We start from the raw sequence: 25196 nt of genomic DNA on the forward strand, positions 1-25196 counted from the left end.
ACCTTCTATACCAAAAACATTTTGCTGAATGAGGGTATCCGCGCTTGGATGGCTCCTCAAGATCAACCCCACGAACAATTTGTATTCCCTGAGGAAGTTCTACCTCGCGGTAACGCTCTCTAATATTGAAAGCTGACCATGACTTAAGTCATGGTTGTGGTTGCCGAAAATAGACACTAACCAGATTAAATAATCTCTTTGGCATAAGCCAATAAAGTGTCAAGATTTCCCATTCTCCAGTCATCTCCCACCAAAAGGCGGGAGATTTTTTTATTTTTTATAGATCGTTAATATCTCTAAATTTATGTGTTATCTTAGATGAAGGTTATAAGCCCAGAGTAAATGCTCTGCCCTTTTGAGACTAAGACCGCTTAGGCAACAAGGAGGTGATGCCCATGATAGAAAGTAGTAAATGCATGGGTCATCAGGTTGCAGTTAGCCGGCTGTGTGCCGGGGCTGTTCTCTAAAAGTTAGCCTTAGTTATCTTTGAGATACTAAGTTAGCTCAACTAGCTAGGCAAGCTCGGAGTTCCTTCCGGCAGTCTGGTTGCAACCTGAAGACCCGCTAGACCGCTCTGAGTTAGATCATCTGATCTAACTCAGAGCGGATAGTTTTTTATGGGTAATTTTTAATTTATGAACGGTCAGTTTTAAAAACTTAGATGGCGATCGCTGCGGCGGCAAAGCCAACATGTTTAAATTTTATTAAAAATAAAAATATCTTGCATCAAACCTTGGGATCTGACCAGATGTGAGTAATAGCGTCTATTTAATAAGTCTGATTTAAATATGCACAGAGGCATTATTCCCTAGTTGATCCTGCCATCGTTATCTTTGTGGAGAATAAAAGGAATTTTATTTAATAAAATACATAATGTGGTCTAAATAATACAACTAGGAATTTTTTGATATGGCACAACTACTCACTGAAGCGGAAATTCAAGAAAGTGCAAAGGTTCTGTCAGGTTGGACTGTTCAAGGCTCCAACTTGCAGATTACCCGCACATTCAATAATTTTATCCAAGCAATTGAGTTTGCGGGTAAGCTGGTGGAGCCTACTGAGTCGGCAGGACATCATCCAGATATAGAGATTTCCTACAACAAAGTGAAGATTACACTCACCACACATGATGCAGGCGGACTGACGCAGGCTGACTTTGATTTAGCGCGGGCGATTTCCCAAATTAACTAAGTGATTTTTTCTGACATCTTGAACTAAATAAGTGTAAGTCACCGCGACGAGAAACGCAGGGTGTACCAAGCTTTAAGATTAGGACTACGGGTTTTACTTTGGAGTGCGCTGGTTTCAAAACTCTTGATTCTTAAGCTGGTGTTTGCGATCGCAATAGCAGATAAACTACCCTGCATGAAAGCTTTATCTACATTTGTATAGCTGAGTCAATATGTTTTAATCAGTCTGTGAATTTTAACAGGGCTAAGTGTAAGAAGGAATTTTTACTGACATGCTAAGTGTCTAAGCTTAGAGCAATCTAGCCGAAGTAGCGAGCGAATGCCCTAGATTCTAGTCCCTGCTTAGATATTTAGATAATTATATGTGACAGTTATTAAGGCGATCGCTCCAATCTTGCCATCTAGATTCGATGTTTTATAATGTTATGATATAAAGATATGTTTTTGCATAAGTTAATCACATAAGTTTTTAACCCTAAGTTAATCGTTTATTAGCTTTGCAAAAACTAAAATTGTAGTAGTGGCAACTATGCCTCATCCAGTGGTTTCAATGAGATGTCGCATTTTTGAAATTTTAGGTGCAACGAATACAATTATCTAAACAAGGTGTGAGGAGGAAAGAGATGTCTAGTATATTGTGGAAATCCTTAGTGGTTAGCCCAGCAGTTTTGGGAGCGACATTGTTAGTTTCGGCAACCGCAATTGCAGCCCCAAACAAAACAACTGTTGTATCACCAGTCGCACAACCAGGTGTAACTGAAGTTGTTCAACAGCCAGAAATACTGGCTCAAACAACCATAGACCAAGTTAATCGCTACAGCAACGAAGGCAACCAAAATAACTCTCAGTCTCAAGTAACATCGGTTTCTCAATTTTCCGACGTACAACCCACCGACTGGGCATTCCAAGCATTGCAGTCCTTGGTTGAGCGTTATGGTTGTATTGCAGGTTACCCAAATGCTACTTATCGCGGTAACCGTGCTTTAACCCGTTATGAATTTGCCGCAGGTTTGAATGCCTGTTTGGATAGGGTTAACGAATTGATTGCCACAGCAACAGCTGACTTGGTAACCAAACAAGATTTAGCCACCTTACAAAGGTTACAAGAAGAATTTGCCGCAGAATTGGCAACCCTACGTGGTCGGGTTGATTCTTTAGAAGCACGAACTGCTGAATTAGAAGCTAATCAGTTCTCCACTACCACAAAACTAGTTGGTGAAGCTGTTTTTGCGGTTAGTGATGTGTTTGGGGGTAAGACCAGCGACAATAACAACACCGTCTTCCAAGATCGGGTACGTTTAGACTTGCAAACCAGCTTTACTGGTAGAGACGTTTTACACACACGTCTGGCAGCAGGTAATGCACAAGCCTTTTCACTAAGAGATAACGCTGGTAATCCTGTCGGTACTTCTGAAGGCACACAAACATTTCAAGTTGGTGCTGGCGATGGTAACAACAGTGTCAAAATAGATCGTTTGACTTATGAAGTTCCCATAGGCCCAGCCCAAGTTTATCTAGCAGCTAGTGGTGGACGGCACAGCCATTATGCCTCTGTCAATAATCCTTACTTTTTTGACCAAACTGACGGTGGTAATGGTGCTTTGTCTACCTTTGCTTCTGAAAGTCCCATTTATCGGATTGGTGGCGGTGCCGGTATAGCGCTCAATCTACCTCTTGGTAAAGGTGGCGGCATACTAGGAAATAGCTCAATAACTGCTGGTTACTTGGCATCCCAAGCTAACGATCCTGGTACTGGTATTACTGGTCTTAGTTCAGGTCTGGCCAACGGCAACTATGCTGCTTTAGGACAGTTGAACTTTAGTGTTGGCGATCGTGTAGCTTTAGCTGCTACCTACGTCCACGGATATAATGGAGGCGGCGGTTCTTTATTCAACTCGGGTTCGACATCAAACCCAGAGCTTCTTGCAGTAGGTACTGGACAAGCTAACTTTTTAGGTAATCGTGCAACAAATACTCTAAGCTCATCTTCAAGTAATTCCTACGGTGTGGAAGCTGCGTTTAGACCTAGCGACAAACTGTCTATTAGTGGCTTTGTCTCTTACCACGATGTGATGGGCTCCGGTTTGGGTGATGATTATAAGGCTTGGAGCTACGGTTTAGGGGTAGCATTACCTGATTTTGGTAAAAAGGGTAACGTCTTGGGTCTTTTTGCTGGTGCAGAACCTTATTCGTTTAACCGTCCAGGTTTTGGTGGTAATAATGATGTACCTTATCACTTTGAAGGCTTCTACAAATATCGCGTGTCAGATAACGTCGCAATTACCCCTGGTGTAATTTGGTTGACTTCTCCTGGTCAGAACAGTGGTACTGATGATGCGATTATCGGTACCCTGAGAACAACTTTCACCTTCTAGAATATTGACAATCTGCTAATAATTTAACTTTATTGCTCCCCGCCATTAGGCGGGGCTTTTTGTTGTTGGTAATAAACCCCAGTAGCTAACCGGAGTATACTAGAAAAGTTAAGAGTGTTAAAAGTTCTGAGTTAACAATTAAAAACTTCTAACTCTGCCAGTTTTAGGTTTTGGGGAAAGTTTAAGGAATAAGAATTAAATAAGATACAAATTATGTCCCTGGCTTACCTCACCCTCAATCCCTCTCCGATGTATTGGAGAGGAATGGTGATAGAGGATGAAGTTTTGCATTTTATTTAATCCATGTTCCTAAGCGTTGCTTGCCGGCGAACAGAACTTTTCAAGAGAAATTTTGAATTTTGGTGAAGCAGCGCGGTCTTGGGGGTTTCCCCCATGAGCGACTGCTGAACGCGTTCGCGCAGCGTCTCCCCTTGGGAGAAGGGATTGAATATAAAAATTTAACAGGAACGACAAAACCGAACAGGACTGGACTTACCAATGACTAATGACTAATGACTTTTGACTAACAACTAAGGACTAAATTATGCGAATTGCTCGTAACATTACAGAACTGGTTGGTCGTACACCCCTGGTACAGTTGAACCGCATTCCCCAAACAGAAGGATGTGTTGCAAAAATTGTGGTGAAACTGGAAAGTATGAACCCATCGGCATCAGTCAAAGATCGGATTGGGGTGAGTATGATTAACGCCGCCGAAGAAGAGGGGCTGATTACTCCTCTTAAGACAATATTGGTAGAACCTACTTCTGGAAACACAGGAATTGCCCTAGCAATGGCAGCAGCAGCTAAGGGTTATCGATTAATTTTGACAATGCCAGAGACAATGAGTGCGGAGCGACGGGCAATGTTGCGGGCTTATGGAGCAGAAGTAGAACTAACGCCAGGGATGGAAGGCATGAGTGGGGCAATTGGGCGGGCGCAACAAATGGTTAATACTATGCCAAATACTTATATGTTGCAGCAGTTCCGCAATCCAGCTAATGCAAAAGTGCATCGGGAAACTACAGCTATTGAAATCTGGGAAGATACCGATGGACAAGTAGATATGATCGTGGCAGGGGTGGGAACAGGTGGTACGATCGCTGGTGTAGCAGAAGTGATTAAAGCACGCAAGCCTAGTTTTAAGGCGATCGCTGTTGAACCAGCCAATAGCCCAGTTTTATCTGGGGGAAGGCCAGGGCCACACAAAATCCAAGGAATTGGGGCTGGGTTCATTCCCCAAGTTCTCAAGATAAAATTGATAGATGAAGTGATTACCGTCACCGATGAAGAAGCGATCGCTTATAGTCGGCGTTTGGCAAAAGAAGAAGGGCTACTATCTGGTATTTCCAGTGGAGCAGCTTTATGTGCAGCAATTCGCGTCGCCCAACGTCAAGAAAATAAGGGTCGTTTAATTGTGATGATTCAGCCCAGTTTTGGTGAGAGGTATTTGAGTACACCGTTGTTCCAAGACCTGGAAACAAGGTTAGCCGCTAGCATCAGCTAACGATAAATTGAATTAATGGTCAATTCTAAGCACGTTTCTAACCATTACGAAACTCTCAAAGTTAGTCCAAGTGCAAGCCTTGCGGAGATTAAGCAAGCTTATCGCCGCTTGGTTAAGTTGTTTCATCCTGATATTAATCAGGAAACAGCAGATCAAGAGCAGATAATCCGCATCAATGCAGCTTATGAAGTCTTAGGCGACAACCAAAATCGCCGCAATTATGACCAACAACTGCAAGATGATTCTCAAAAATTAAATAGCGATCGCCAACAGCGTACAGCATCAGCACAAAAGCATTACCAGACAAGACGAAAAACTGGACGCGATGTTGACGAGCAAGTTGAGGAATGGCTCCGCCAAGTTTACCAACCAGTAAATCGCTTACTTTGTACCATTCTTTATTCGTTAGAAGAACAAATGGAGCAATTAGCTGCTGATCCTTTTGATGATGAGTTGTTAGATGAATTTCAAGAATATTTAAAAGCCTGTCGAGATGACCTCAAACAGGCACAAACTACTTTTCGTTCCCTACCGAATCCCCCTAGTTTAGCAAGAACAGCCGCTCATCTTTACTACAGCCTCGATCAAGTAGCAGATGGACTTGATGAATTAGCTTATTTTCCTTTGAACTACGATGAGCGTTATTTACACACGGGTCAAGAACTATTCCGCATAGCTACGGGATTACACTGTGAGGCACAAGCATCTGTTACATAGTCATTAGGCATTGGGCATGGGTCAATTTCGCTGCACGTCAAAGGACTAATGACTAAGAAATTAGTTTATGCTGGAAATAGAGAAAGATTAAGAAATTTTAAATTCTGCTCATAGTGTACTCATGCAATGTATTGTTAATCGCCGCGCCCAGTTTTCGGCAAGTCATCGTTATTGGTTGCCAGAACTGAGTGAAGCTGAAAATATTGAGAAATTTGGTGCTTGCTCTAGATTTCCTGGACACGGGCATAACTATGTCTTATTTATCTCCCTAGCCGGGGAATTGGATAAATATGGCATGGTGCTGAACTTGTCTGATGTGAAACACGTAATTAAACAGGAAGTTACCAGTCAATTGGACTTCTCTTATCTCAACGATGCGTGGGCAGAATTTCAACAAACTCTGCCGACTACTGAGAATATTGCACGGATTATTTGGCAACGACTAGCACCACACTTGCCTTTAGTCCGTGTGCAGTTATTTGAACATCCTGAACTTTGGGCAGATTATATGGGAAACGCAATGGAAGCCTACCTCACCATCAGTACTCACTTTAGCGCCGCCCATCGGCTAGCTCACCCTAACCTCAGTAACGAAGAAAACACTGAGATTTATGGTAAGTGCGCTCGTCCCCACGGTCACGGACACAACTATCATTTAGAAGTTAGTGTGAAAGGGGAAATTGACCCAAGGACTGGGATGATTGTTGATTTAGGGGCATTAAACCAAGTAATAGAAGATTATGTGGTTGAGCCATTCGATCACACCTTTTTAAACAAAGACATTTCTTACTTTGCCGAAGTTGTTCCCACTGCTGAGAATATCGCACTTTACATTAGTAATTTACTGCGATCGCCAATTCTTGAATTGGGAGCTAAACTTTACAAAGTGAAATTGATTGAAAGTCCCAATAACTCCTGTGAAATCTACTGTACTGAGTCTGAATCAAATTCAGTCAGTGCAACCGGGAATCAGCCAGTATTGGCAAGCGTTTAGGTAATTGAAAATTTAGGCATAGGGAATTATATCATCCCCATGACGCCAGTTGCTTCAAGTCGGGCTTTGCCGCCCAACGCACTGGCTCCCCAATGCCCAATGCCCAGCTAAAAAAGTTTACTCACTAAGCAGTTGAAACCAGGTAGCAAAGGACTTGTTAACTCATCTTGATTAAATAAAGTAGCTGCTAACTTTAATGCAGCTTGTTCACGACGATAAACTTCAACTTTCTTCTGCATAGAATCGCAAATCCAATATTCTTGAACCCCTTGCACCGAGTAAAGCTTTAGCTTTGTTTCCTTGTCGCGTTTCTCGTTTTTTTCGCTGGGTGATAAAACTTCTACTACTAACTCCGGTGCACCCGTGAGATGTCCAGCTTCATCTAGTAAGTTTTTTAAGCGTTCATGACTTGCCCATACCACATCAGGGATCACATTGTCAGAATCTGAGAAAATAATTCCAGGTGCGATGTCTACGACGGGCTACGCCTACGCAGCTTTACCTAAACCAGTTTCATCTGACCAAATCTTAAGAACTGTAACAATATTGCCACAGCTTGTTTGATGATCCCAGTGAGGTGCTTTAGTCACAAATAGTTCTCCATCAATAATCTCATAGCGATTTTTGCGTTCACGAAGTGTCTCGGAACGAGAATCGCTAGCGAAAAAATCTAGATCATCTGTCGTCCAACGCACTGGAGTTGTTTGCATAGAAACCCCCTAGCATTTTTCTAAATCATATTTTAAAAATACCGACGACGAGCGGAATGTCGCAAATAGCGATAAATCCCCCAAGCTAAAACTCCGAAAAAGAGATTTAGGAAAAAGCGACTAATTATAAACCACAAAATCTCAGTATCAAAAAGCTTCGACGGATTCAAGGGACTAAGAATCCTGGCTAAGAGAAACAGCCCAAAAATAGCATTTCCACCCAGCACAAGGGCAAACAGCACTAAACTCCTCTGCCAGTAACGGCGTTGGGGTGTATGGTCTGAAATCAGGGTAATCGCGGGTTTGCCTTGGACTTTTCGCAGTAATTGTTCTAGTCGCCAAAACATCCACAAGAGAAACGGGAATAAACCATAACTCAGAAAACCTAAAGGTAGTGAGTAACGCCAAGCGCTAGATAAGACATTAACTAAGGCATGACAGATTACAGAATTTAGCCAAGCCCTAAAAATGAACTTTTTGTCTCGATTTAACCGAGTGTTGGAGGAAATATAGATTCCTAAAGCATATCCCCAAGGTGCAGAGAACATGGCGTGGACTGGCATACCGATAGTACGGTCTAGAATTGATGCTGTATCGTAGAAAAGGTAAATCCAATTCTCTTCGGCAGTGAATCCAAGGGCAACGGCTATGGTGAAGAGGAAAACGGTAGATGCAAATAATCGATACTTGCGTTGCAAATAGTAGATTGGGACAACAACCGCTACAAACTTGCAGCCTTCTTCAATTGGCCCTACTTCTAGAAGCTGCCGCAATGCTATTCCAGTAAGGGTAGACGCGCAGCGACTTGTCGGCAGACATAGCTTAATCTGATTCGAGTCTACAACCCTGTTGGCTACAGTTTCAAAAACCCATTCGAGGCTAAGGGCTAAGATACCAGATATTGCCCCGATGATAAAGAACATCAGCAACTTTAACAGAGGTGGGGCAAATGGCACTCGACAGTAATAGTACCCTAGCAGCAGCAAAGGTGGTATTGCTGCCCAAAGCAGTAGAGAAAAATCAACCACTCACCTGAGCGATCGCTGTGCGGTGACGGTGGGTATTGTTAGTGATAGTGGGAGTTTGGAAACCCGCCTCAATAATAGCTTGCTCAATGTCCAAAGCGAAATATTCATCTAAATACGGTTCAGTACTTTTGAGCAAAGTCAAAATGTAAGCTGGCATTTTTTTGTAAACTTCAGATTTTGGATTCATATCCATGATTGCCAAGTAGCCACCCGGACGCAGCAAGCGCCGCATTTCAGTTAAAATCTGTCTGGTTGCTGATTGGGGTAATTCGTGGCACATCAGGAAAATGGAAACTAAATCAAAAGAGGCATCAGGTAGCCCAGTAGATTCCGCTTGGGCATGAAGCCAATTTATTTTAGCTTGACGTTGCCCAGCGCGGTAATTGGCAACGGCTAAAAAGTAGGGAGATAAGTCCAAGCCTGTAATTTGAGCATGGGGATAAACTGCTTGTAGGGCAAAACTACTCAAGCCAACACTACACCCTACATCTAAGATGGCTTGCGGCTCATTAGGAATTTGACTTTTCAGGATATTGTGGTAGCTTTGGCGCAGCATGGGATCGCCTTGCGCTTCTTCAGCGCCCTGCAAAATCTTAGCGTGGACAGCGTAAGCAGCAGGTTCTACCTCAAAAGCGGCTTGCCAACTGAGATTTCCAGTTTTGTAGGCATGGAATGAAGTGACGTAGTAATCGGGGTAGGAAAGCTGAGGATTTTCTACTTGAGCTAGATCAGCCCTCCAATCACGCGCCTGTAGTGTCTCGACTTCTTGCGTCCAAGGCACGCCAATTCTTTCGGCACGTTTAATCATCATTTGTCTAGCTTGGTGCTTGGCTAGATCGGCTAAAGGTTTGATTGCCAGTACGCCATTTACCAAGCGGGAAGCGAAGCCAGGAGTCGTATTTACAGCAGCAGTCATAAATCAGTTTGCATTTAACAGCCTTTTATACTTATGACATACTTGTTGGACGCCAGTCTAGAAGCAAATTGAATTGTAAGTGGGGAGTGGGGGGAGATGAGGGAGTGAGGGAGTGAGGGACAAGAATTAATAACCAATGCCCAATACCCAATGCCGGATGCCCAATGACTTATTTTGCAGTATTATTTGGCTTGAGGGCTAACAACATCTCCAATTGACTGGTAGATTTATCATGGCTAGTAGCGGTAAAAGCAAGACCACGAATGGAACCCAAGATGGTGATAGTATTGGCGTCAGATGAGATTAAACTCTTGATCAACGGCACAGTTTGAGTTTTGTCCATATCTAAGTAGAAATAGCCGCCGTTGGGCTTTTGCAAAGAACCAGTAACGGCTTTGAAGGCATCGCTATTGTCGAGAGATGGATTATTCCGATCGCCGATCGCTTCAGCAACAGGGCCACCAAGAGCTACAAATACAGTATCTTGATCTAGCCAACCATGTGCCAATAAAACCCCTTGTCTGGGGATTTGCCATTCAGTTATGTCTTTCCCACCGATATTTCTGTTGGCGATGTCGATTTGATAGTTTTTGGCAAGGGTATCCAATTTCGTCAAGGTGGCTTCGGCAGTTTTGCGATCGCTAGTATCAAATACTAAGGCACCTCCAAAACCAACACTTGCTAGCACCCCTTGATTAGATGGAATCGCACCAACGGCAAATTCCCCATTCATCCAGCTAAAAATATCTTTATCTAGATCAATATTGACAAATTTCAGTTGTCCTCGCACCTGTTCAATCCCTTGCTTCATTTCTGGATAATTTTTTGACTCTTCTACTAGTGTTTCCCAGCCACGGCTGATGCCATTTCCGCTAATTAGAGCTAAAGTACCAGTGGGAAATTGCCCGACTATCTTTCCCGGACTTGATTGATACTGAAATTTATTTAGTTGCGGATCTAAATTGGCGATCGCTTTTACCCGCACTCCCGCATCATCAACACCAATACCCGCCACTACAGATTTTATCTGCTTGAGTTGCGCCAGAGCTTGTGGAGCTAACTGCTTTGCCTGCTGACTTCCGGCTGCTAATTGCTGTATCATGCCTGGATAGTCTGGTACATAAATTTGGGCGAGGCTGTTTTTGACATCTACTCCTTTGTTGAAGATGCTGCTTGCACCTTCTTTACTAGCAAAAGAAGACTCTCCTTTAAAGGTGTCAATTGTTTTTTCTACAGCTTGCTTTTCGGGTGCTAATACTAAGTGACTATTATTTAAAACTACGCTATATGTCGGCTTGCCATTTTCTGTAGTTTCTATAATTTTTTGACCTTTATAGTCAGATTCCTGAAATTTTACTCCTTTTTGTGACTTTAATTTGTTGGCAAAATTCAAGGCGCTGAGTTTGTCCTTGATTCCCACTACGATCAAGATATTTGATTCCTGTTGTACATTGATTAGCGCATTAGGTGCTTGAGAAGGTGCTGTCAACTGTGCCGGTTTAACAGGATTAGGTGGTAATACAGCAATCATCACACCACCAGCCCAAGGCTTTATGTCTTTTTCATAAGAAACATTACTGTCACTGAACATTTGCTTATTGAAATTTTCCAGACCTTTAGCCACTAATTTTTGTGCTTCTGGAGTGCCAAACTGCTGTAGCTTTGCCCAGGCTTGAGAGTCAGTAGTAATATAAGTTGCCATCAATGCTGTTGAAGGTACTAGTTTAGCGCTGCCTAGAGCCTCTGAGCTACCTGCTGAGGGGGCTTTAAAATACGTGTAAGCTGCTATACTTCCGGCAATAACTACAGCAGCACCAACAGCAGGAATCAAAAACTTAGATTTACTTTCAGGCATTTTGTTATCCTCTTTTGCTCAGATTGTCACTGAGATTTATACAAGTGTCATTGTAGATTTTTCGGTTTTATTAATAATTTCCGCTCATTGATCGGTATTTACTGATAAAATTAGTAGTCCTATAAGCTAGCAGTCTAAAATAATTACTGTAAAAAATACTTCCATTTCCACGAGATGGCGAGCGAATCGGCAAATGATATGCTGTTCATTTCAAACAAAATAGCCTCCTCAACAGAGGCAAGCTATCCTAAGTTATAGGACTCCTGTCTGATTTTTGAACAAAATTTCAAATCAAACCCTGATTAACAGGCTTTTCAGTCTTAGTATGTTTTCAACAATCAAATCGGAGTCCTATATAAGAATAATTAGGAGTGTTTGTACTTAATAAAAATTTATTGAGGTGCAAGAGACTCTTGACTCGATGACAAAAAAGTGCAAAACATCAGTAGAAGTAAATGCGGGAGGGATATGGAAAAAAGTCCAAGGATCGCCAGCCGATCTTCGGAAATTCGGGTGAGATTAATTTTAATCCCCCAATCCCAAAAGGGAATTCTCACCTCCATAATGCCCTGTTGATTTGGGAAATATATTTAGACACCGCTATTTTGCTTAACAACATCCAGCCAAGCCAGACTTTTCAGGATTACAAGGTCAGTAAGGATCAATGTCGAAGTCTTATTTTGATACAGATAATAACGTACACAAACCTTTTGAGTTACCGGGAGCAAGACCACACTACAACCCCGATCGCCCCGGACAGGTAGAGCATATTTTTCTCGATCTCAGCTTGGATATCCCAAAGCTTTCCTATCAGGGCAATTGTAGCATTCGTCTCTTACCAATCCGTAATGGCATTGACCGTTTGACTTTGGATGCTGTCAACCTGAATATCGAGTCTGTGCAGGTGGACGAGGTGCCACAAAATTTTGACTACGACGGGGAACAGCTTTCTATCCAACTTGCTGAGGTGACCCAAATTGGTAAACGCTTACTGATTGCGATCGCCTATTCAGTGGCAAAACCGCAGCGTGGTCTTTACTTTATTCAACCAGACAAGCACTACCCAAACAAGCCCACTCAAGTCTGGACTCAAGGAGAAGACGAAGACTCTCGCTTTTGGTTCCCCTGCTTTGACTACCCAGGACAACTCTCTACTTCAGAAATTCGCGTTCGTGTCCCCAACCCTCTGGTAGCGATTTCTAACGGCGAGTTGATTAACACCACAGAAGATGGTGATTACAAAATCTACCATTGGTCACAGCAACAAGTTCATCCTACCTACTTGATGACTTTAGCAGTAGGTGACTTTGCCGAAATTCAGGATGAGTGGAACGGTAAACCAGTTACCTACTACGTAGAAAAGGGACGGGAGGAAGATGCTAAACGCAGCATGGGCAAAACTCCCCGGATGATCGAATTTTTGAGCCAAAAGTATGGCTATCCATACCCTTTTCCAAAATACGCCCAGGTTTGCGTCGATGACTTCATTTTTGGCGGGATGGAAAACACCTCCACAACACTGTTAACAGATAGATGTTTGCTGGATGAACGGGCCGCTTTAGATAACCGCAATACCGAAAGTTTAGTCGTCCACGAACTCGCGCACCAATGGTTTGGTGATTTGGTGATAATTAAGCATTGGTCTCATGCTTGGATCAAAGAAGGGATGGCTTCTTATTCTGAGGTGATGTGGACAGAACAGGAATATAGTCTCCAAGAAGCAGCTTACTATCGTTTATTAGAAGCTCGTCGTTACTTAAGTGAAGATAGCGGCCGTTATCGTCGCCCGATGGTAACACATGTTTACCGGGAAGCTATTGAGCTTTACGATCGCCACATTTACGAAAAAGGATCTTGTGTTTATCACATGATTCGCGCCCAATTAGGAGATGAATTATTTTGGCAAGCAATCCAAACATTTGTTCAAGATAATGCCCACAAAACCGTAGAAACAGTAGACTTACTCAGGGCGATTGAAAAGGCTACCGGACGTAATCTTTTATTCCTCTTTGACCAATACGTTTTTCGTGGTGGTCATCCCGATTTTAAAGTAGCTTACTCTTGGGATGGAGATGCTAAATTAGCAAAAATCACGGTAACTCAAACCCAAGCTGCTGAAGGTCAAAATGGCAGTAAGGATTTGTTTGATTTAAAAATACCTATTGGTTTTGGCTATACCCAGCAAGAAGAAGTTAGGAGTGAGGAGTTAGGAGTTAAGAAGAATTCCAAACTCCAAACTCATAACTCACAACTCAAAACTTTTACTGTCCGGGTAAATGAACGTGAACAAAGCTTCTACTTTCCCCTAGAAAATAAGCCCCAATTTATCAGCTTTGATGTTGAGAATAATTACCTGAAAACAGTAAGTTTGGAGTATCCAATATCAGAGTTAAAAGCACAGTTAGAATTTGATTCCGACCCGATTTCACGTATTTACGCAGCAGAAGCTTTGGCGAAAAAAGGTGGGTTAGAAGCTACCATTGCACTATCTGCGGCGCTAAAAAATGACCCATTGTGGGGTGTGCGTGTGGAAGCGGCGAAACAACTAGCGCAAATTAATTTAGATCAAGCCTTTGATGGGTTAGTTTTTGGGTTAAAAGATAAAAATGCTTACGTGCGACGATCTGTAGTAGAAGTACTTGCTCAAATCAAAACTGCTGAAAGCTATAAAGTTGTGAAAGGGTTAGCGCAAAAGGGCGATCCTAGTTATTACGTGGAAGCAGCAGCTTCTCGTGCGATCGGGGCGATTGCATCTGCAAACTTGGAAGAAAAACCCAAGGAAGACAAGGTACTAAAGCTGCTGAAATCGGTTTTAGAAGAAAAGGCGGGTTGGAATGAAGTCGTGCGGAGTGGAGCAGTTGCTGGTTTAGCTGAATTCAAAACTTCGGAAGCAGCTTTAAATCTCTTGATCGAATATACCAAACTCGGTGTACCACAACCCCTACGTTTAGCCACAATTCGCGCTTTAGGAAAGATTTCTGTAGGTCAAAGTCCGGTTAATTTGGAACGGATTTTAGAAAAATTAACAGAACTCGCCAAAGAAACCTTCTTTTTAACGCAAGTGGCGGTAGCAGCAGCATTAGGACAAATGGAAACACCTAAAGCAGTGGGAATTTTGCGATCGCTAGTTGAACAAACACCCGATGGGCGTGTACGTCGCTATGCTGAAGAAGAAATTTCTAAAGTGCAAAAGAATATTGGTTCAGAAAAAACCCTGCGTCAATTGCGTGAAGATTTCGACCAACTCAAACAACAAAATCAGGAATTGAGAAGCCGTTTAGAAAACTTGGAGGCAAAATCTAAATAGCATTACATGATGGTTAAAAGTAGTTAATTGGTAATTGGTAATTGTGGCAAAGTCACTACCAATTACCAAATTTATAGCAATTATAAATAATTATGTTATGAGTAATAGGTTGATTCTTCCACCTAACTATACAATTCTAGGGTTAGTACGCCACGGCGTAAATAGAGCAACCATCTAAACAGAGTAAAGAAATAAATTTGTACGCACCTTAAAAGGGCTTGTCATTACCCACATTTTTGTAACAGTCAAAGTGTCGCGCTCATGCGATATCCCGCCCAGAACTTAAGTTCTGGGCTGATAGCTTGCATTCCACTCAAGTGGACTGAAATTTTTCCTTTTAGATATAGCTTTTCCAGTCTGGTGAGATACAAGAACCCCTCCCCGCAAGCTCCTCGCTTGCTCTTAGAGGGGGTGGGGTTCTGTTCTATACCTACTCAGCCCAGAACCGCTATAAGATAGCCTTTTACATGGCTGAAAATTTTGTATTTAGTCCTCTTGAGAGGAATTTATTCCGAGGTGGGAATACTAACGAAGATTAAATCCAAGACAGTAATATTACTACTAATTCATATAACCCACATTCCGCACTTCAAAATGTATTATCTATCTTTTCAATAAAAATTCCTAATAATGTTCAAATTATTAAGTATTAATATTGAATACCATTGGCGATTTATGTTGTTGATTTAACCATTTTTTTCCACCTATGGGAAATCTACGCATATTACACGATGAAGTGCGGAAAGTCGGATATAACTCTTAGTAAATAAAGTTACTTACGTTCCCAGTTTATTTAAATTTGCATAATCAGACATAGATAAATATTTATATTTTTATAAATAATGGTTAAGAAAAAATAAAATCATCTAAAACTTAGAAAAGTAGTTGTAGTTTTATAAAGTATAATTAAGAAAAAGATAAACAAATCTTAGGCAGTAACATAGGCTAAAATAACCGCGAACAGTATCCCAAAAGGGTAGAGTTCTAGTTGTTTTAGATAAAAGACTACCGCTATCCTGAACTTGCAACTAACTTGTGGGTTAGGAGAAAAACAATCATTGTAAATTTTTCAGTTGAAGAGGCAAAAAAAGGCGTGGGTCAGTATCAACCTGCTCAACTACAACTCTATAATCCAGACGCGATCGCTCGCTACTATAGTTACCGTCCCTGGCTAGCCTGGGGGCGACTCCTGAGAATTATCTTCTCTTTTGCGGGATTTATACTTAGTCTCAAATGGGACGAATGGCAAGATAAAGTTGAGCAGAACAAGGGTAAACGAGCTATCCAGTTGCGAGAACTGCTCACCCGCCTGGGGCCGACTTTTATTAAAGTTGGTCAAGCCCTCTCTACCAGACCTGACCTAATCCGTAAAGATTTTCTAGAAGAACTGATCAAGTTACAAGATCAGTTACCACCTTTCGATAATGCGATCGCTTACAAAATTATCGAAACAGAACTAGACCGTCCCATTCATGAAAGCTTTAGCGAACTGTCGCCTAACCCAGTAGCAGCAGCTAGCTTGGGTCAAGTATATCGTGGTCGTCTAATCAGTGGTGAAGAAGTCGCCGTCAAGGTGCAACGCCCCAACTTACGCCCGACTCTCACCCGCGACCTCTATTTATTGCGGTGGGGGGCGAGTTGGGTAGCTCCCTGGCTACCCCTGAATCTTGGTCACGACCTAACTTTAATCGTGGACGAGTTTGGCACGAAGCTATTTGAAGAAATCGACTATATAAATGAAGGTCGCAACGCCGAAAAATTTGCTAGCAACTTCCGCAACGACCCCCAAGTTAAAGTTCCAGGAATTTACTGGCGTTATACCAATATCCACGTTTTAACCCTGGAATGGATTGACGGCTTCAAGTTGACAGATACTAAACGCATCCGCGAAGCAGGTTTAGATCCAGAAGCGATTATCCAAATTGGCGTTACATCAGGATTGCAACAGCTTTTAGAACACGGCTACTTTCATGCTGACCCTCATCCCGGCAATTTGTTTGCTGTACCTGATGGTCGGATGGCTTATATTGACTTCGGCATGATGGATCAGTTGGAGGAAAGCACCAAAGAAGCACTCGTGGATGCGCTAGTGCATTTGGTGAATAAAGACTACACAGATTTAGCTGAAGATTTTGTAAAATTAGGATTTCTGACTCCAGACACAAATATTTGCCCGATTGTGCCAGCATTAGAAGCGGTGCTAGGAAACGCCATTGGCAAAAATGTCAAGGATTTTAACTTCAAAACTATTACGGATGAATTTTCGGAACTGATGTACGAATATCCTTTCCGAGTCCCGGCGAAGTTTGCTTTAATTATTCGTTCTTTGGTGACTCAAGAAGGTATTGCCCTGAGCCTCAACCCGAATTTCAAAATTGTTGAAGTGGGTTATCCCTATATAGCACGGCGGTTGCTGACAGGGGAATCGCCGGAATTACGGCGACGATTATTGAATGTGTTATTTAAAGATGGTAAATTTCAGTGGCAGCGATTAGAGAATTTGATTGCGATCGCTCGTACCGATAACAACTTTGATGTCTTGCCCACAGCCCAGATGGGGTTCCAATTTTTAATGTCGGAAGAAGGCAAATTTCTGCGGCGACAACTGGTGCTTGCTCTCACCGAAGATGACCGCTTGCACACCGAAGATGTCCAACGCCTGTGGAACCTGGTTAAAGATGACTTAAAACCGGATCGTTTATTAAATATAGCGATCGGTATTTTAACAGACTTATCCAGGGAAGGCGCAGCTGCTATCCTGCCAAAAACTACATTCCTTGCGCCTTTTGCTGGGAACCAGTCAACAAACAAAAACTAAAAAATCTTTAATATAAATCAGGAGTTTTCATGTACTATTTTCCTCTGCAACCGCCTTATTTTCTATTACTTGTTGGCTTTCTAACAGCATTAACATCTGGTTTGGCATTATCTGGTACTTTGAAAGTAATTGTACAGAAATGGCCAAGCGATCGTACAGAAAATACTAAACCGCGTTCCTCGCTGAAACAATTACTAGTGCCATTTATCGGTATAACTGGCGGTACTTCTCTATTTCTGTCTTCAGGCTTAGAGATATTTGGCTTTCCCACCTCTTTAGCTTTAGGAGTCGGTTTACCAATTAGTCTGTTTACTTGTTTATTAGTTTGGTTGCAGTTGGGAAGTATGATGACTTTTATAGAACGCGAAGGGATGCAATCTTTAGATTTAGATTCTTTTTCTTAGATGTATGTAGCAAAATCCACGAACATTCAAATCAACTTAACAATTCAAAATTCAAAATTCAAAATTAGAGATATTTAAGATGGGGATTTAAACCCCGACTGAAACTGCTGCTACATATAGATTGCAGATTCTTAAACCCTCGAACTTACGATAAATCTCTACCGCTAGTAAATAATTTGCTGGCGATTAATACTTATTTTACTGAAATATCACAAATTTCAATATCTAATAACGTTTGAATTACGTACAAAGACTGTAGTATCTCTGCTCAAAGATAGTCAATAAGACTCAGTTTTCGACGAATTTTTCGTTAACAATAGGACTTACGCAAAAAACCTCTCAAATTATTCCTCCGTGTCGCGCCAGTTGCTTCTCCCCTTGGGAGACCCGCAAGGGCGCACTGGCTTCTCTGCTTCCTTTGTGGCGCGATTTTCCGTTACCTGTCCGTAAGTCCTGAACAAGCTTAAATTTTTTCAAGTTGTTAAATAAACTACTCCAGACACAGAGAGCGCTGACAAAAACAAGAGATTTCCGATTCAGCTTGAAAGGGCTAGTTCTAACTCATTAGCAACTGCCACTACTACTTTCATCCACTTAGACTTTAAAATACCATCACTTGACCCTCAAACTGCGAAATGTAGGCTATAACAAATGGTAGGAAGTTATATCGCATTTCCTAAAACATGAGGTAGATTATAGTCCGTTCGTCGCTTGCTCTTTCCGAATAACACCTATTCTTATATCTTGCACCAGGCGACTAGAAGAGGAGCCAGAATTTCAAAGTCCCTCTCCCATATATGGGAGACGGATTTAAAGTGAGGGCAAAAACTACGGTTCTCAACTTAGCGAAGGTTTAAATTCTTATTTTTCTCAAAAAGATTCGTAAAAACTGCCGTAAAAATAAAATGAAATAGTCCTCTGGTTAAAGCAGTGTGCTGTTGATACAGTGCCGAGAGTGCCATTGTCTATAAAACTTGTCAACTTAGTCTAAACTCCAGAATATAAGCATTCAGGATAAATATGAAAAATATAGAAACAAAAGATAGATTTTTAGTCTTTGACTTGCTCAGGTTTATAGCAACTTTTATAATACTTTTTCATCATTTACCAAGTTACTGCTTCGATTTTTATAACCTCAAAAACTTTGGAATTAACATCGATTTATCTGTATGTAATGAACTTAATACATATTTGGGACTTAGTTTATTTATATTTATGTCTGGATACTTAATCAATGTAAAAAAAACAAGCTTTCTAGACTGGACTACTGTAGGGACATTTTTATACAAAAGAATAATCAGGATTTTCCCAATGTACTATATAGCACTTGTGTTTTTTTGCTATATTTTAAATATCAGTGAACCTTTAAGAATCATTATTCATATTTTGGGTCTACAATCACTATTATTTTCAAAACACTTGCCATCATTACCAACTCTGTGGTTTGTAGGCACCATTTTAGTATATTATTGTATTTTTATTTTTTGCAAAGCCGAAAAAATTAGGAATATATATAGATTATTGGCAATTGGAATTTTCCCTTTTATTGTTTCTTTTGCAAGTACATCGCTCCATTTTATGGATTACAGAATAAGTTTATATTACTGGATTTTTATCTTTGGGATTTACTGTGCTGAAAGCAAAATTTTGGAAACTTCTTGGCTCAAAAAAAATACTTTCATAATTACTGCTGGCTTCGTTTGTATTTTCATTAGTTGCTTTTTTTTGGAGAAGAAATACGGAATTGATGATTTGGGTTTGATAAAAAGCTATACAATTCTGAATATTCTGATGTTCAGTTTTATTTTGTCAATTTATGGTATTTGTAATGCCATAGCAAAAATATTAAAGTCTAGTCAAGTTGTACAAGCAATTGCTTATGCTTCCTACGGAATGTACCTTTTTCACAGACCAATTTGGTTTTTTCTAAGAAAAATAGTACAACAAGGAATGGAAATTAATAATCAATACATAGTGATGGCGATTGAAATATTTATAGGAATTCCAATAATTTTTGTTTTTGCTTATTTGGTGCAGAGTTTTTATGAAAGATATTGCATACAATATTTACAGAATACAAACATGAGCTAAAAATTGTATTGGAACAGTCTAAGTAGGTAAACTAAGGAACATTTAATTTGCATAAAAGCACGGCTGGAGGCGCTTACTACAAGCTAAACATTTTGAAGAAACAAGTATTCGATTAGTACCCATTAATTCTATCCTTTAAATTGCGGTAATTTAGCTTAATATTATTGATTCTTTGCTGAATAAAACTCCTAGTAGACTTTTGCAGAAGCATTAGCTGGCTTGGGCGGGTAAAGCTTTGAGGACGTTCTTCAGGCGATTTTAAATAGCGATAATATAAGAAAACATCGCGGTAAGGAATATCAACATCTTCACCTCCACAAAGCCGCACAAAAGCTGAAGAAGATATACTCATATAGTGTAAATACGTCAACCTGCGCCCTTGGTCGTAAAGGATATTATCTACTACATCAAATTGAGAACTCCAGTGGTTTCCAGTTGCCTGTTCGCAGTCATGAAAAGCAAAGTTATAATAGGAAATTCCAGTTCTCAACACCATGTAGTTAAACAAAGATTGGTCAGGGGCTAAAAAGGCCATGACATCTGCCTCACCTGATGTTAACTTGTCGATTAAGTCGGCTCTGATTGCTGGAGAAAAAATATTTTTTTTAGTAGCAAACCAACCAGCACAAAATACTTTAGATTGTAAATTATCTGAGTTGAAAACTTGCTGCATCTGCTCTGGTGACCCATCAAAAATAAATTTTAATTTAGATTTATATTGAAAATCATTGACTACCCAATCGTAGTTATCTAATTTTTCATACACATAATCTACAGGCCCCATCAACAAAGTATCTGCATCAAAATAAATAAATCTATCAAATGGTCCATCGATAGCACAAAATTTGCGGTGCATTGGTAGCTCATAAAGTTTTGGAAAGCCCCACTCTCGCCAAGTTTTTTGTGCTCTAGGGTAATTTTTCCATATCTGAGTGGCAAAGTTATCCCAATAAGCTATGGACTTAGAGTCTTCAAATAAGCTGATATTATCTCTAGATGCAATCTCTGCCTTTACCTTGTCTAATCGCTCATTATATGGAAGTATACAAATAGGAATTTTTCTACCAGCATTAGCTTCTATACTGTTGAGCAACGCAACTAATTGCTCATAGACAACATCATTTGCTAAGATGTAAATACCATCAATCATTGGGATACTCATAATATTATTAAGTACGGGCAACAACAAAGGGAAATAAACGGCGAGTCAGTTTGGGAATGAAGGCGAATTTCCCCTCATGGAGATAGCGATAATGTTCCCACAATTGCCAATAGGGACTACCAATTTTCATCCGCGTACCAGCCCAGTGGAGATATTTTAGTCGTTGTCCTCGGTCGTAGAGGGCGTAGTCTTGCTGTTGGAAATTTTGCGAACCAGCCCAACTACCAGGTCCTCCCCCAGGAATTTTGACGAGATTTCCACGTTTGGAAATCAACTTAAGAACAAGATAATTTAAAATTGGTTGGTCTGTAACTCCTTCAGAAAAATCGAAATATTCTCGATGTGCAGCACATTCGCGCAAAGCTTCATCCATCTGTTGTTCCGTAATAATTCCTTTTCTGGAAGCCCAAAAACCGCTATTGAAAACGTCTTCAAGTTGGGCATCTGAAAAAATTTGCTGCTCTTTCACAAATGGAGAAAAGATATTTCGCAGCTTGTCATTGGCATGATGGTAATCACAACAGAAGAAATCGATTTCTGAAAGTTTATCTAAATTGTCGGCAATTTTTTCAAAAACGACAATATCAGTATCAATATAAATAAACTCATCTAAAGGGCCAAACCATGCAACCAGTTTACGCATTTTGTTAGGTAAGGCGAGGAAATCTCGATCAAAAATTTCTCCGATGCGTTTGGTAAATGTATCAATAAGTTCTAAATCTGGGAAAATTTGCACTTTATGTAAGGTAGCAAGCTGCTCTGCTACCTTGTGATAATTTTCATTAAAAGGTATAAGATAAATGGTAACTTCTGGGTCATAGTAACGAATGCTATTGAGTAAAGCGATCGCATTATCAATAACCCGGTCATTGGCAACAATATAAATTCCCCTACTCATAAATTATCCTTGGTTAATTAACTTAAGTTTTCGCAAAGCTCTTGTAAGTAAATTTGGTGTTGGAGCGTCATGATAATTTTTAGGAGGAGTTGTAAAGACTGGACGCAATTCTTGTTCATGTAAATAACGATAATAGAGAAATAAATCTCGATAGGGAAACTCAATATTTTCTCCAGCGCAGACTGCTTGATTGATATTAGGAGGAATACCAATGTAATGAATGTAAGTTAGTCTATTGCCTTTGTCATATAGAATATGCTCTCGTTCTTGAAAATGCTTAGATGTGGCAGAACATCCAGTCTTTTGATTATCTGGTAGTTGTTGAGCAAAGTTATAAATAGAAAGATTAGACCTCATTACCATGTAGTTTATGAGTGGTTGTTCACCAGCCCCTTCATACAAAACTTCTGCTTCACCATTTTGTAAATTAGATATTAGCAAATCTCTTTGTTCTGAATTAAATATGCCTTGTTTTGAGCCATAGAAACCTGAGCAAAATATTTCAGAATCAATGCGCTTTTGATCGAAAAGTTTTAGTAATTTTGGAGAATTAACATTATATACTTTACTAACATCTTTAAATTGAAAATCGTAGATAACAAAATCATAACTATCTAACTTTTCAAACACTGCCGCGAGGGAGTTCATCACCAACGTGTCTGCATCTAAATAGATAAACTTCTCAAATGGTCCATCAAAAGCACAAAAACGACGGTGAGCGCCATACAAACGGAATTTACTCCGATTCAATCGTTCTGGTGCTGCTGAGAGCATAAATTGATCCCAGCGATTGATTGATTCTTGATTATCGTAAATAAATACATTCGGGCGTTTACTTATTTCATCAGCAATTCGCTGTGTTTGATCGTCAAAAGGATAGATACAAACAGGAGTTTCTGGGCCTAAGATAACATCAATACTATTGAGCAAAGCCACAAGTTGATCGAAAACATAATCATTGCCAAGGGTACAAATACCATTCATAATTTATGAGTTTTGAGCAACAAAGTTTGATAACCAGTTAAGTAGGTTTAATTTGTGTAAAATGATTTGACGTGCTTCTGCGATCGCATCTTTGGCAGCATACCAAGCATCAGGTGTAGCTGTGACTTCTTGGATGTAGGTAATGCCTTTTTCATCTAAACTGGGCAACCGCAAAAAACTACCCGGTGGCAATAATTTATCAGCAGCCGGACCACCATAGTAAATTGGTAAACACCAGGCAAGTAAACTATCCCAAAGTTTTTCACTCACATACCAATTATTATCAGCATAATTTTCAATTGCTAGATTGTAATAGTATGGTGCCATGCCATACCACTTATTACCCAGTTCTCCCGACTTGTTAGCCCATTGTGGTAAGTTACGCCCATATAAATCAAATTTAATGCCACTAGATTGTAGAGACTGCAAAAAGTCTAAACGCTGGCGATGGTTGACAGTACGGCTAATTCCTGAAGTAATCCAACTGCATGGAGCAACCTTTTCGGGAGGTGGCATTTCATTTAAATCTTGAAATGAATTTGAATGATACCAAATAGCAGGCATATAGTCGGGAGTGGGGGCAAAATCATCTGGTCCAGAAACGTAGCCACAATAGTTTTGAGCTTGTTGATAATTATGATTAGTGATTTCTACAATTTCATCTAGAGGCGGTTCTCTTAGTAAATAAATAATCCGCTCTTTACTCACATCACGCAGTAGAGATTCAACATTTAGTACTGGTTTTTGCTGCCGTTTACGAAAACTATCTAACCAAGATGTTTGTGGTGCTGCTTGGGGAAAATCAAATTGATACATCAGCAGATAATCTGGTTTGGCTGCCAATGCCTGGATTTGGATATTGTCCCAAACTCCAAATTGATTTGGAGTTTGTTGCCACAGCCAATCGGCTCTAGTTTCTAAACCTCGATAGCTGCTAATCATACCTACAGTTTTGATAGTCATTTTAGTTATTAGTCACTTATTATTTGTCATTAGTTATTTCCCCTAATCTTACTCATTTTTCCTTATACAACAAGTTCGGGTAACAGAGATTCATCAACATAACTCAGGATTGTTGCCGCTCTATTTTCCCAAGAGAACTGCTTGACAAAATTGATACTATCTGGATAACCTTCTATTTTTCGGGGATGAGTTTCTAAAACCCGTTTTAGAGATTCGGCAAATTTGCTGGGGTTATCTGGCTCACACCAAGCAGCGATCGCTTGAGTATCTTGAAATTCAACTAATGATGGAATTTCTGTTGCTACAATGGGAGTCCCAGAGGCGAAGTAGTCAAATAGCTTTAAGGGAGATGTGAAAGTTGCGGCTTTTCCCGAACAATGAGGGTGAGCTAAAACATCGGCTGCTTGTAGCAAAGAGGCTAAATCATTATGTAATATATATCCCAAAAATTTAATATTATTAATCTGTTTTTCTTTTACCAATTGCTGATAATATTCGACTTCTGCGGGTTTTCCCCCGGCACAAACGAATTGCACATTAGGCATTTCATTAGCCACATCAATTAATATATCAATACCTTTAAATTGCTGTAACGCTCCTGCATAAACTACCAATTTTTGGCTTTCGTCTTGCAATAGTTTTTGACGCCATTCTGTGGCTTTTTCTGGTTGTCTCTCCATAAATAAGCGATTAAAACCATTGTGCAGCTTAATCACTTTTTCTGGTGGCATCCCATTTTTAATCATGCTTTCGCGGATGGTGCCTACAACGGTGACAGCAATTTGCAATAGCGGATTTGTAACAATTTCTGGCTCAAATGGTTTGTCTTCGTGGTGGTGGTGTTCATAAATTGCCGGAACGCCATTTTTGATGGCAGCTTTGACAAAATTCCAGTTGCGACTGTGGACAATTTTAGTAGTTGGAAGTATGTGAAATGGTAAATAATACTTGCTGGCAATGGTGTTAGAGTCAGTAAATTTGCTCCGAAAATGGTCAATTGGCCAAGGCATCGGTAAGGGAGCAACTTTTAACTTGTCATGAAGGTTGTAATATTTGATAAGTTCTGTTGGTGTTTTTCTCGGTTGAAAAGGACGAGCTAAATTAGCTGGATTAATAGCTTTTGCTCCTTTTTCAGGATATACCAAAACTGTTGAGTATCCCAAGTTGGCAGCGCCGTTAGCTGCATTTGTAGACTGCACTAAGTGAGCCTCTGGTTGCGGTAACTCTTCACCAATGAAAAAAATATAATGTTTTTTAGAAGCCGGCTTTTTCATAAA

Annotated in this window: 18 protein-coding genes and 2 pseudogenes; 10 read left to right on the forward strand and 10 right to left on the reverse strand. The window is 40.4% G+C overall.

Annotated elements, in window-relative coordinates:
- Nucleotides 1-123, forward strand: a pseudogene (locus V7K32_RS20665) (photosystem II D2 protein (photosystem q(a) protein)); the annotation flags it as partial.
- A 786-nt stretch (nt 124-909) separates the two neighbouring features.
- On the forward strand, nt 910-1191 hold the full coding sequence (locus V7K32_RS20670) for a 4a-hydroxytetrahydrobiopterin dehydratase (RefSeq protein ID WP_334995666.1): 282 nt from the start codon (nt 910-912) through the stop codon (nt 1189-1191).
- Nucleotides 1192-1229: 38 nt separating this feature from the next.
- Here the strand turns inward: V7K32_RS20670 and V7K32_RS20675 are convergent, their stop codons facing one another.
- Entirely contained in the window at nt 1230-1367 is a 138-nt protein-coding gene (locus tag V7K32_RS20675) for a hypothetical protein (RefSeq protein ID WP_334995667.1), read from the reverse strand.
- Between the two features lie 446 nt (nt 1368-1813).
- Between V7K32_RS20675 and V7K32_RS20680 the strand changes: the two genes are divergently transcribed.
- The 4 genes from V7K32_RS20680 (at nt 1814) to V7K32_RS20695 (ending at nt 6783) form a co-directional block, all read left to right on the forward strand.
- The gene (locus V7K32_RS20680) at nt 1814-3565 is read left to right on the forward strand and encodes an iron uptake porin (protein WP_334995668.1); all 1752 of its coding nucleotides are present in this window, start codon (nt 1814-1816) and stop codon (nt 3563-3565) included.
- A 544-nt stretch (nt 3566-4109) separates the two neighbouring features.
- Nucleotides 4110-5072, forward strand: coding sequence for a cysteine synthase A (cysK, locus tag V7K32_RS20685; RefSeq protein ID WP_334995669.1), 963 nt, complete (start codon nt 4110-4112; stop codon nt 5070-5072).
- 15 nt (nt 5073-5087) lie between these two features.
- Nucleotides 5088-5789, forward strand: coding sequence for a J domain-containing protein (locus V7K32_RS20690; RefSeq protein WP_334995670.1), 702 nt, complete (start codon nt 5088-5090; stop codon nt 5787-5789).
- Between the two features lie 121 nt (nt 5790-5910).
- Nucleotides 5911-6783 carry a 6-carboxytetrahydropterin synthase gene (locus tag V7K32_RS20695; protein ID WP_334995671.1) on the forward strand — a complete coding sequence of 291 codons (873 nt, stop codon included), beginning with the start codon at nt 5911-5913 and terminating at the stop codon, nt 6781-6783.
- Nucleotides 6784-6890: 107 nt separating this feature from the next.
- Here the strand turns inward: V7K32_RS20695 and V7K32_RS20700 are convergent.
- From V7K32_RS20700 to V7K32_RS20715, 4 genes and pseudogenes are all read right to left on the reverse strand, one after another.
- A pseudogene (locus tag V7K32_RS20700) lies at nt 6891-7493 on the reverse strand (Uma2 family endonuclease).
- A 32-nt stretch (nt 7494-7525) separates the two neighbouring features.
- Nucleotides 7526-8521, reverse strand: coding sequence for a PrsW family intramembrane metalloprotease (locus tag V7K32_RS20705; RefSeq protein ID WP_334995672.1), 996 nt, complete (start codon nt 8519-8521; stop codon nt 7526-7528).
- Nucleotides 8514-9437, reverse strand: a complete 924-nt coding sequence (locus V7K32_RS20710; protein WP_334995673.1) for a class I SAM-dependent methyltransferase — start codon at nt 9435-9437, stop codon at nt 8514-8516. The genes V7K32_RS20705 and V7K32_RS20710 overlap by 8 nt, the downstream gene beginning before the upstream one ends.
- Nucleotides 9438-9606: 169 nt before the next feature.
- On the reverse strand, nt 9607-11292 hold the full coding sequence (locus V7K32_RS20715; RefSeq protein WP_334995674.1) for a DUF3352 domain-containing protein: 1686 nt from the start codon (nt 11290-11292) through the stop codon (nt 9607-9609).
- A gap of 664 nt (nt 11293-11956) precedes the next feature.
- Here V7K32_RS20715 and V7K32_RS20720 point away from each other — a divergent pair.
- The 4 genes from V7K32_RS20720 to V7K32_RS20735 all read left to right on the forward strand — a co-directional run bounded on the left by V7K32_RS20720 (nt 11957) and on the right by V7K32_RS20735 (nt 19912).
- Nucleotides 11957-14599, forward strand: coding sequence for a M1 family metallopeptidase (locus V7K32_RS20720; protein WP_334995675.1), 2643 nt, complete (start codon nt 11957-11959; stop codon nt 14597-14599).
- Nucleotides 14600-15692: 1093 nt separating this feature from the next.
- Nucleotides 15693-17417, forward strand: coding sequence for an ABC1 kinase family protein (locus V7K32_RS20725; RefSeq protein WP_334995676.1), 1725 nt, complete (start codon nt 15693-15695; stop codon nt 17415-17417).
- A 29-nt stretch (nt 17418-17446) separates the two neighbouring features.
- Nucleotides 17447-17821 (forward strand): hypothetical protein, encoded by a 375-nt coding sequence (locus V7K32_RS20730; RefSeq protein WP_334995677.1) that lies wholly within the window; start codon nt 17447-17449, stop codon nt 17819-17821.
- A gap of 1020 nt (nt 17822-18841) precedes the next feature.
- A complete protein-coding gene (locus V7K32_RS20735) occupies nt 18842-19912 on the forward strand; it encodes an acyltransferase family protein (protein WP_334995678.1) in 1071 nt (356 codons plus the stop codon).
- A gap of 112 nt (nt 19913-20024) precedes the next feature.
- Here V7K32_RS20735 and V7K32_RS20740 read toward each other — a convergent pair whose 3' ends face one another.
- The 5 genes from V7K32_RS20740 to V7K32_RS20760 all read right to left on the reverse strand — a co-directional run bounded on the left by V7K32_RS20740 (nt 20025) and on the right by V7K32_RS20760 (nt 25193).
- The gene (locus V7K32_RS20740; RefSeq protein WP_334995679.1) at nt 20025-21062 is read right to left on the reverse strand and encodes an Npun_R2821/Npun_R2822 family protein; all 1038 of its coding nucleotides are present in this window, start codon (nt 21060-21062) and stop codon (nt 20025-20027) included.
- A gap of 19 nt (nt 21063-21081) precedes the next feature.
- Nucleotides 21082-21972, reverse strand: a complete 891-nt coding sequence (locus tag V7K32_RS20745; RefSeq protein ID WP_334884518.1) for an Npun_R2821/Npun_R2822 family protein — start codon at nt 21970-21972, stop codon at nt 21082-21084.
- A gap of 3 nt (nt 21973-21975) precedes the next feature.
- Complete coding sequence (locus tag V7K32_RS20750; protein WP_334995680.1) at nt 21976-22956, reverse strand: Npun_R2821/Npun_R2822 family protein; 981 nt, start codon at nt 22954-22956, stop codon at nt 21976-21978.
- A 3-nt stretch (nt 22957-22959) separates the two neighbouring features.
- A complete protein-coding gene (locus V7K32_RS20755) occupies nt 22960-23919 on the reverse strand; it encodes a glycosyltransferase family 10 domain-containing protein (RefSeq protein ID WP_334995681.1) in 960 nt (319 codons plus the stop codon).
- Nucleotides 23920-23981: 62 nt separating this feature from the next.
- Nucleotides 23982-25193 (reverse strand): glycosyltransferase family 4 protein, encoded by a 1212-nt coding sequence (locus V7K32_RS20760; RefSeq protein ID WP_334995682.1) that lies wholly within the window; start codon nt 25191-25193, stop codon nt 23982-23984.
- Between the last annotated feature and the right edge of the window lie 3 nt (nt 25194-25196).

The sequence above is a fragment of the Nostoc sp. genome, assembly GCF_036917635.1.
GTDB lineage: Bacteria > Cyanobacteriota > Cyanobacteriia > Cyanobacteriales > Nostocaceae > Nostoc.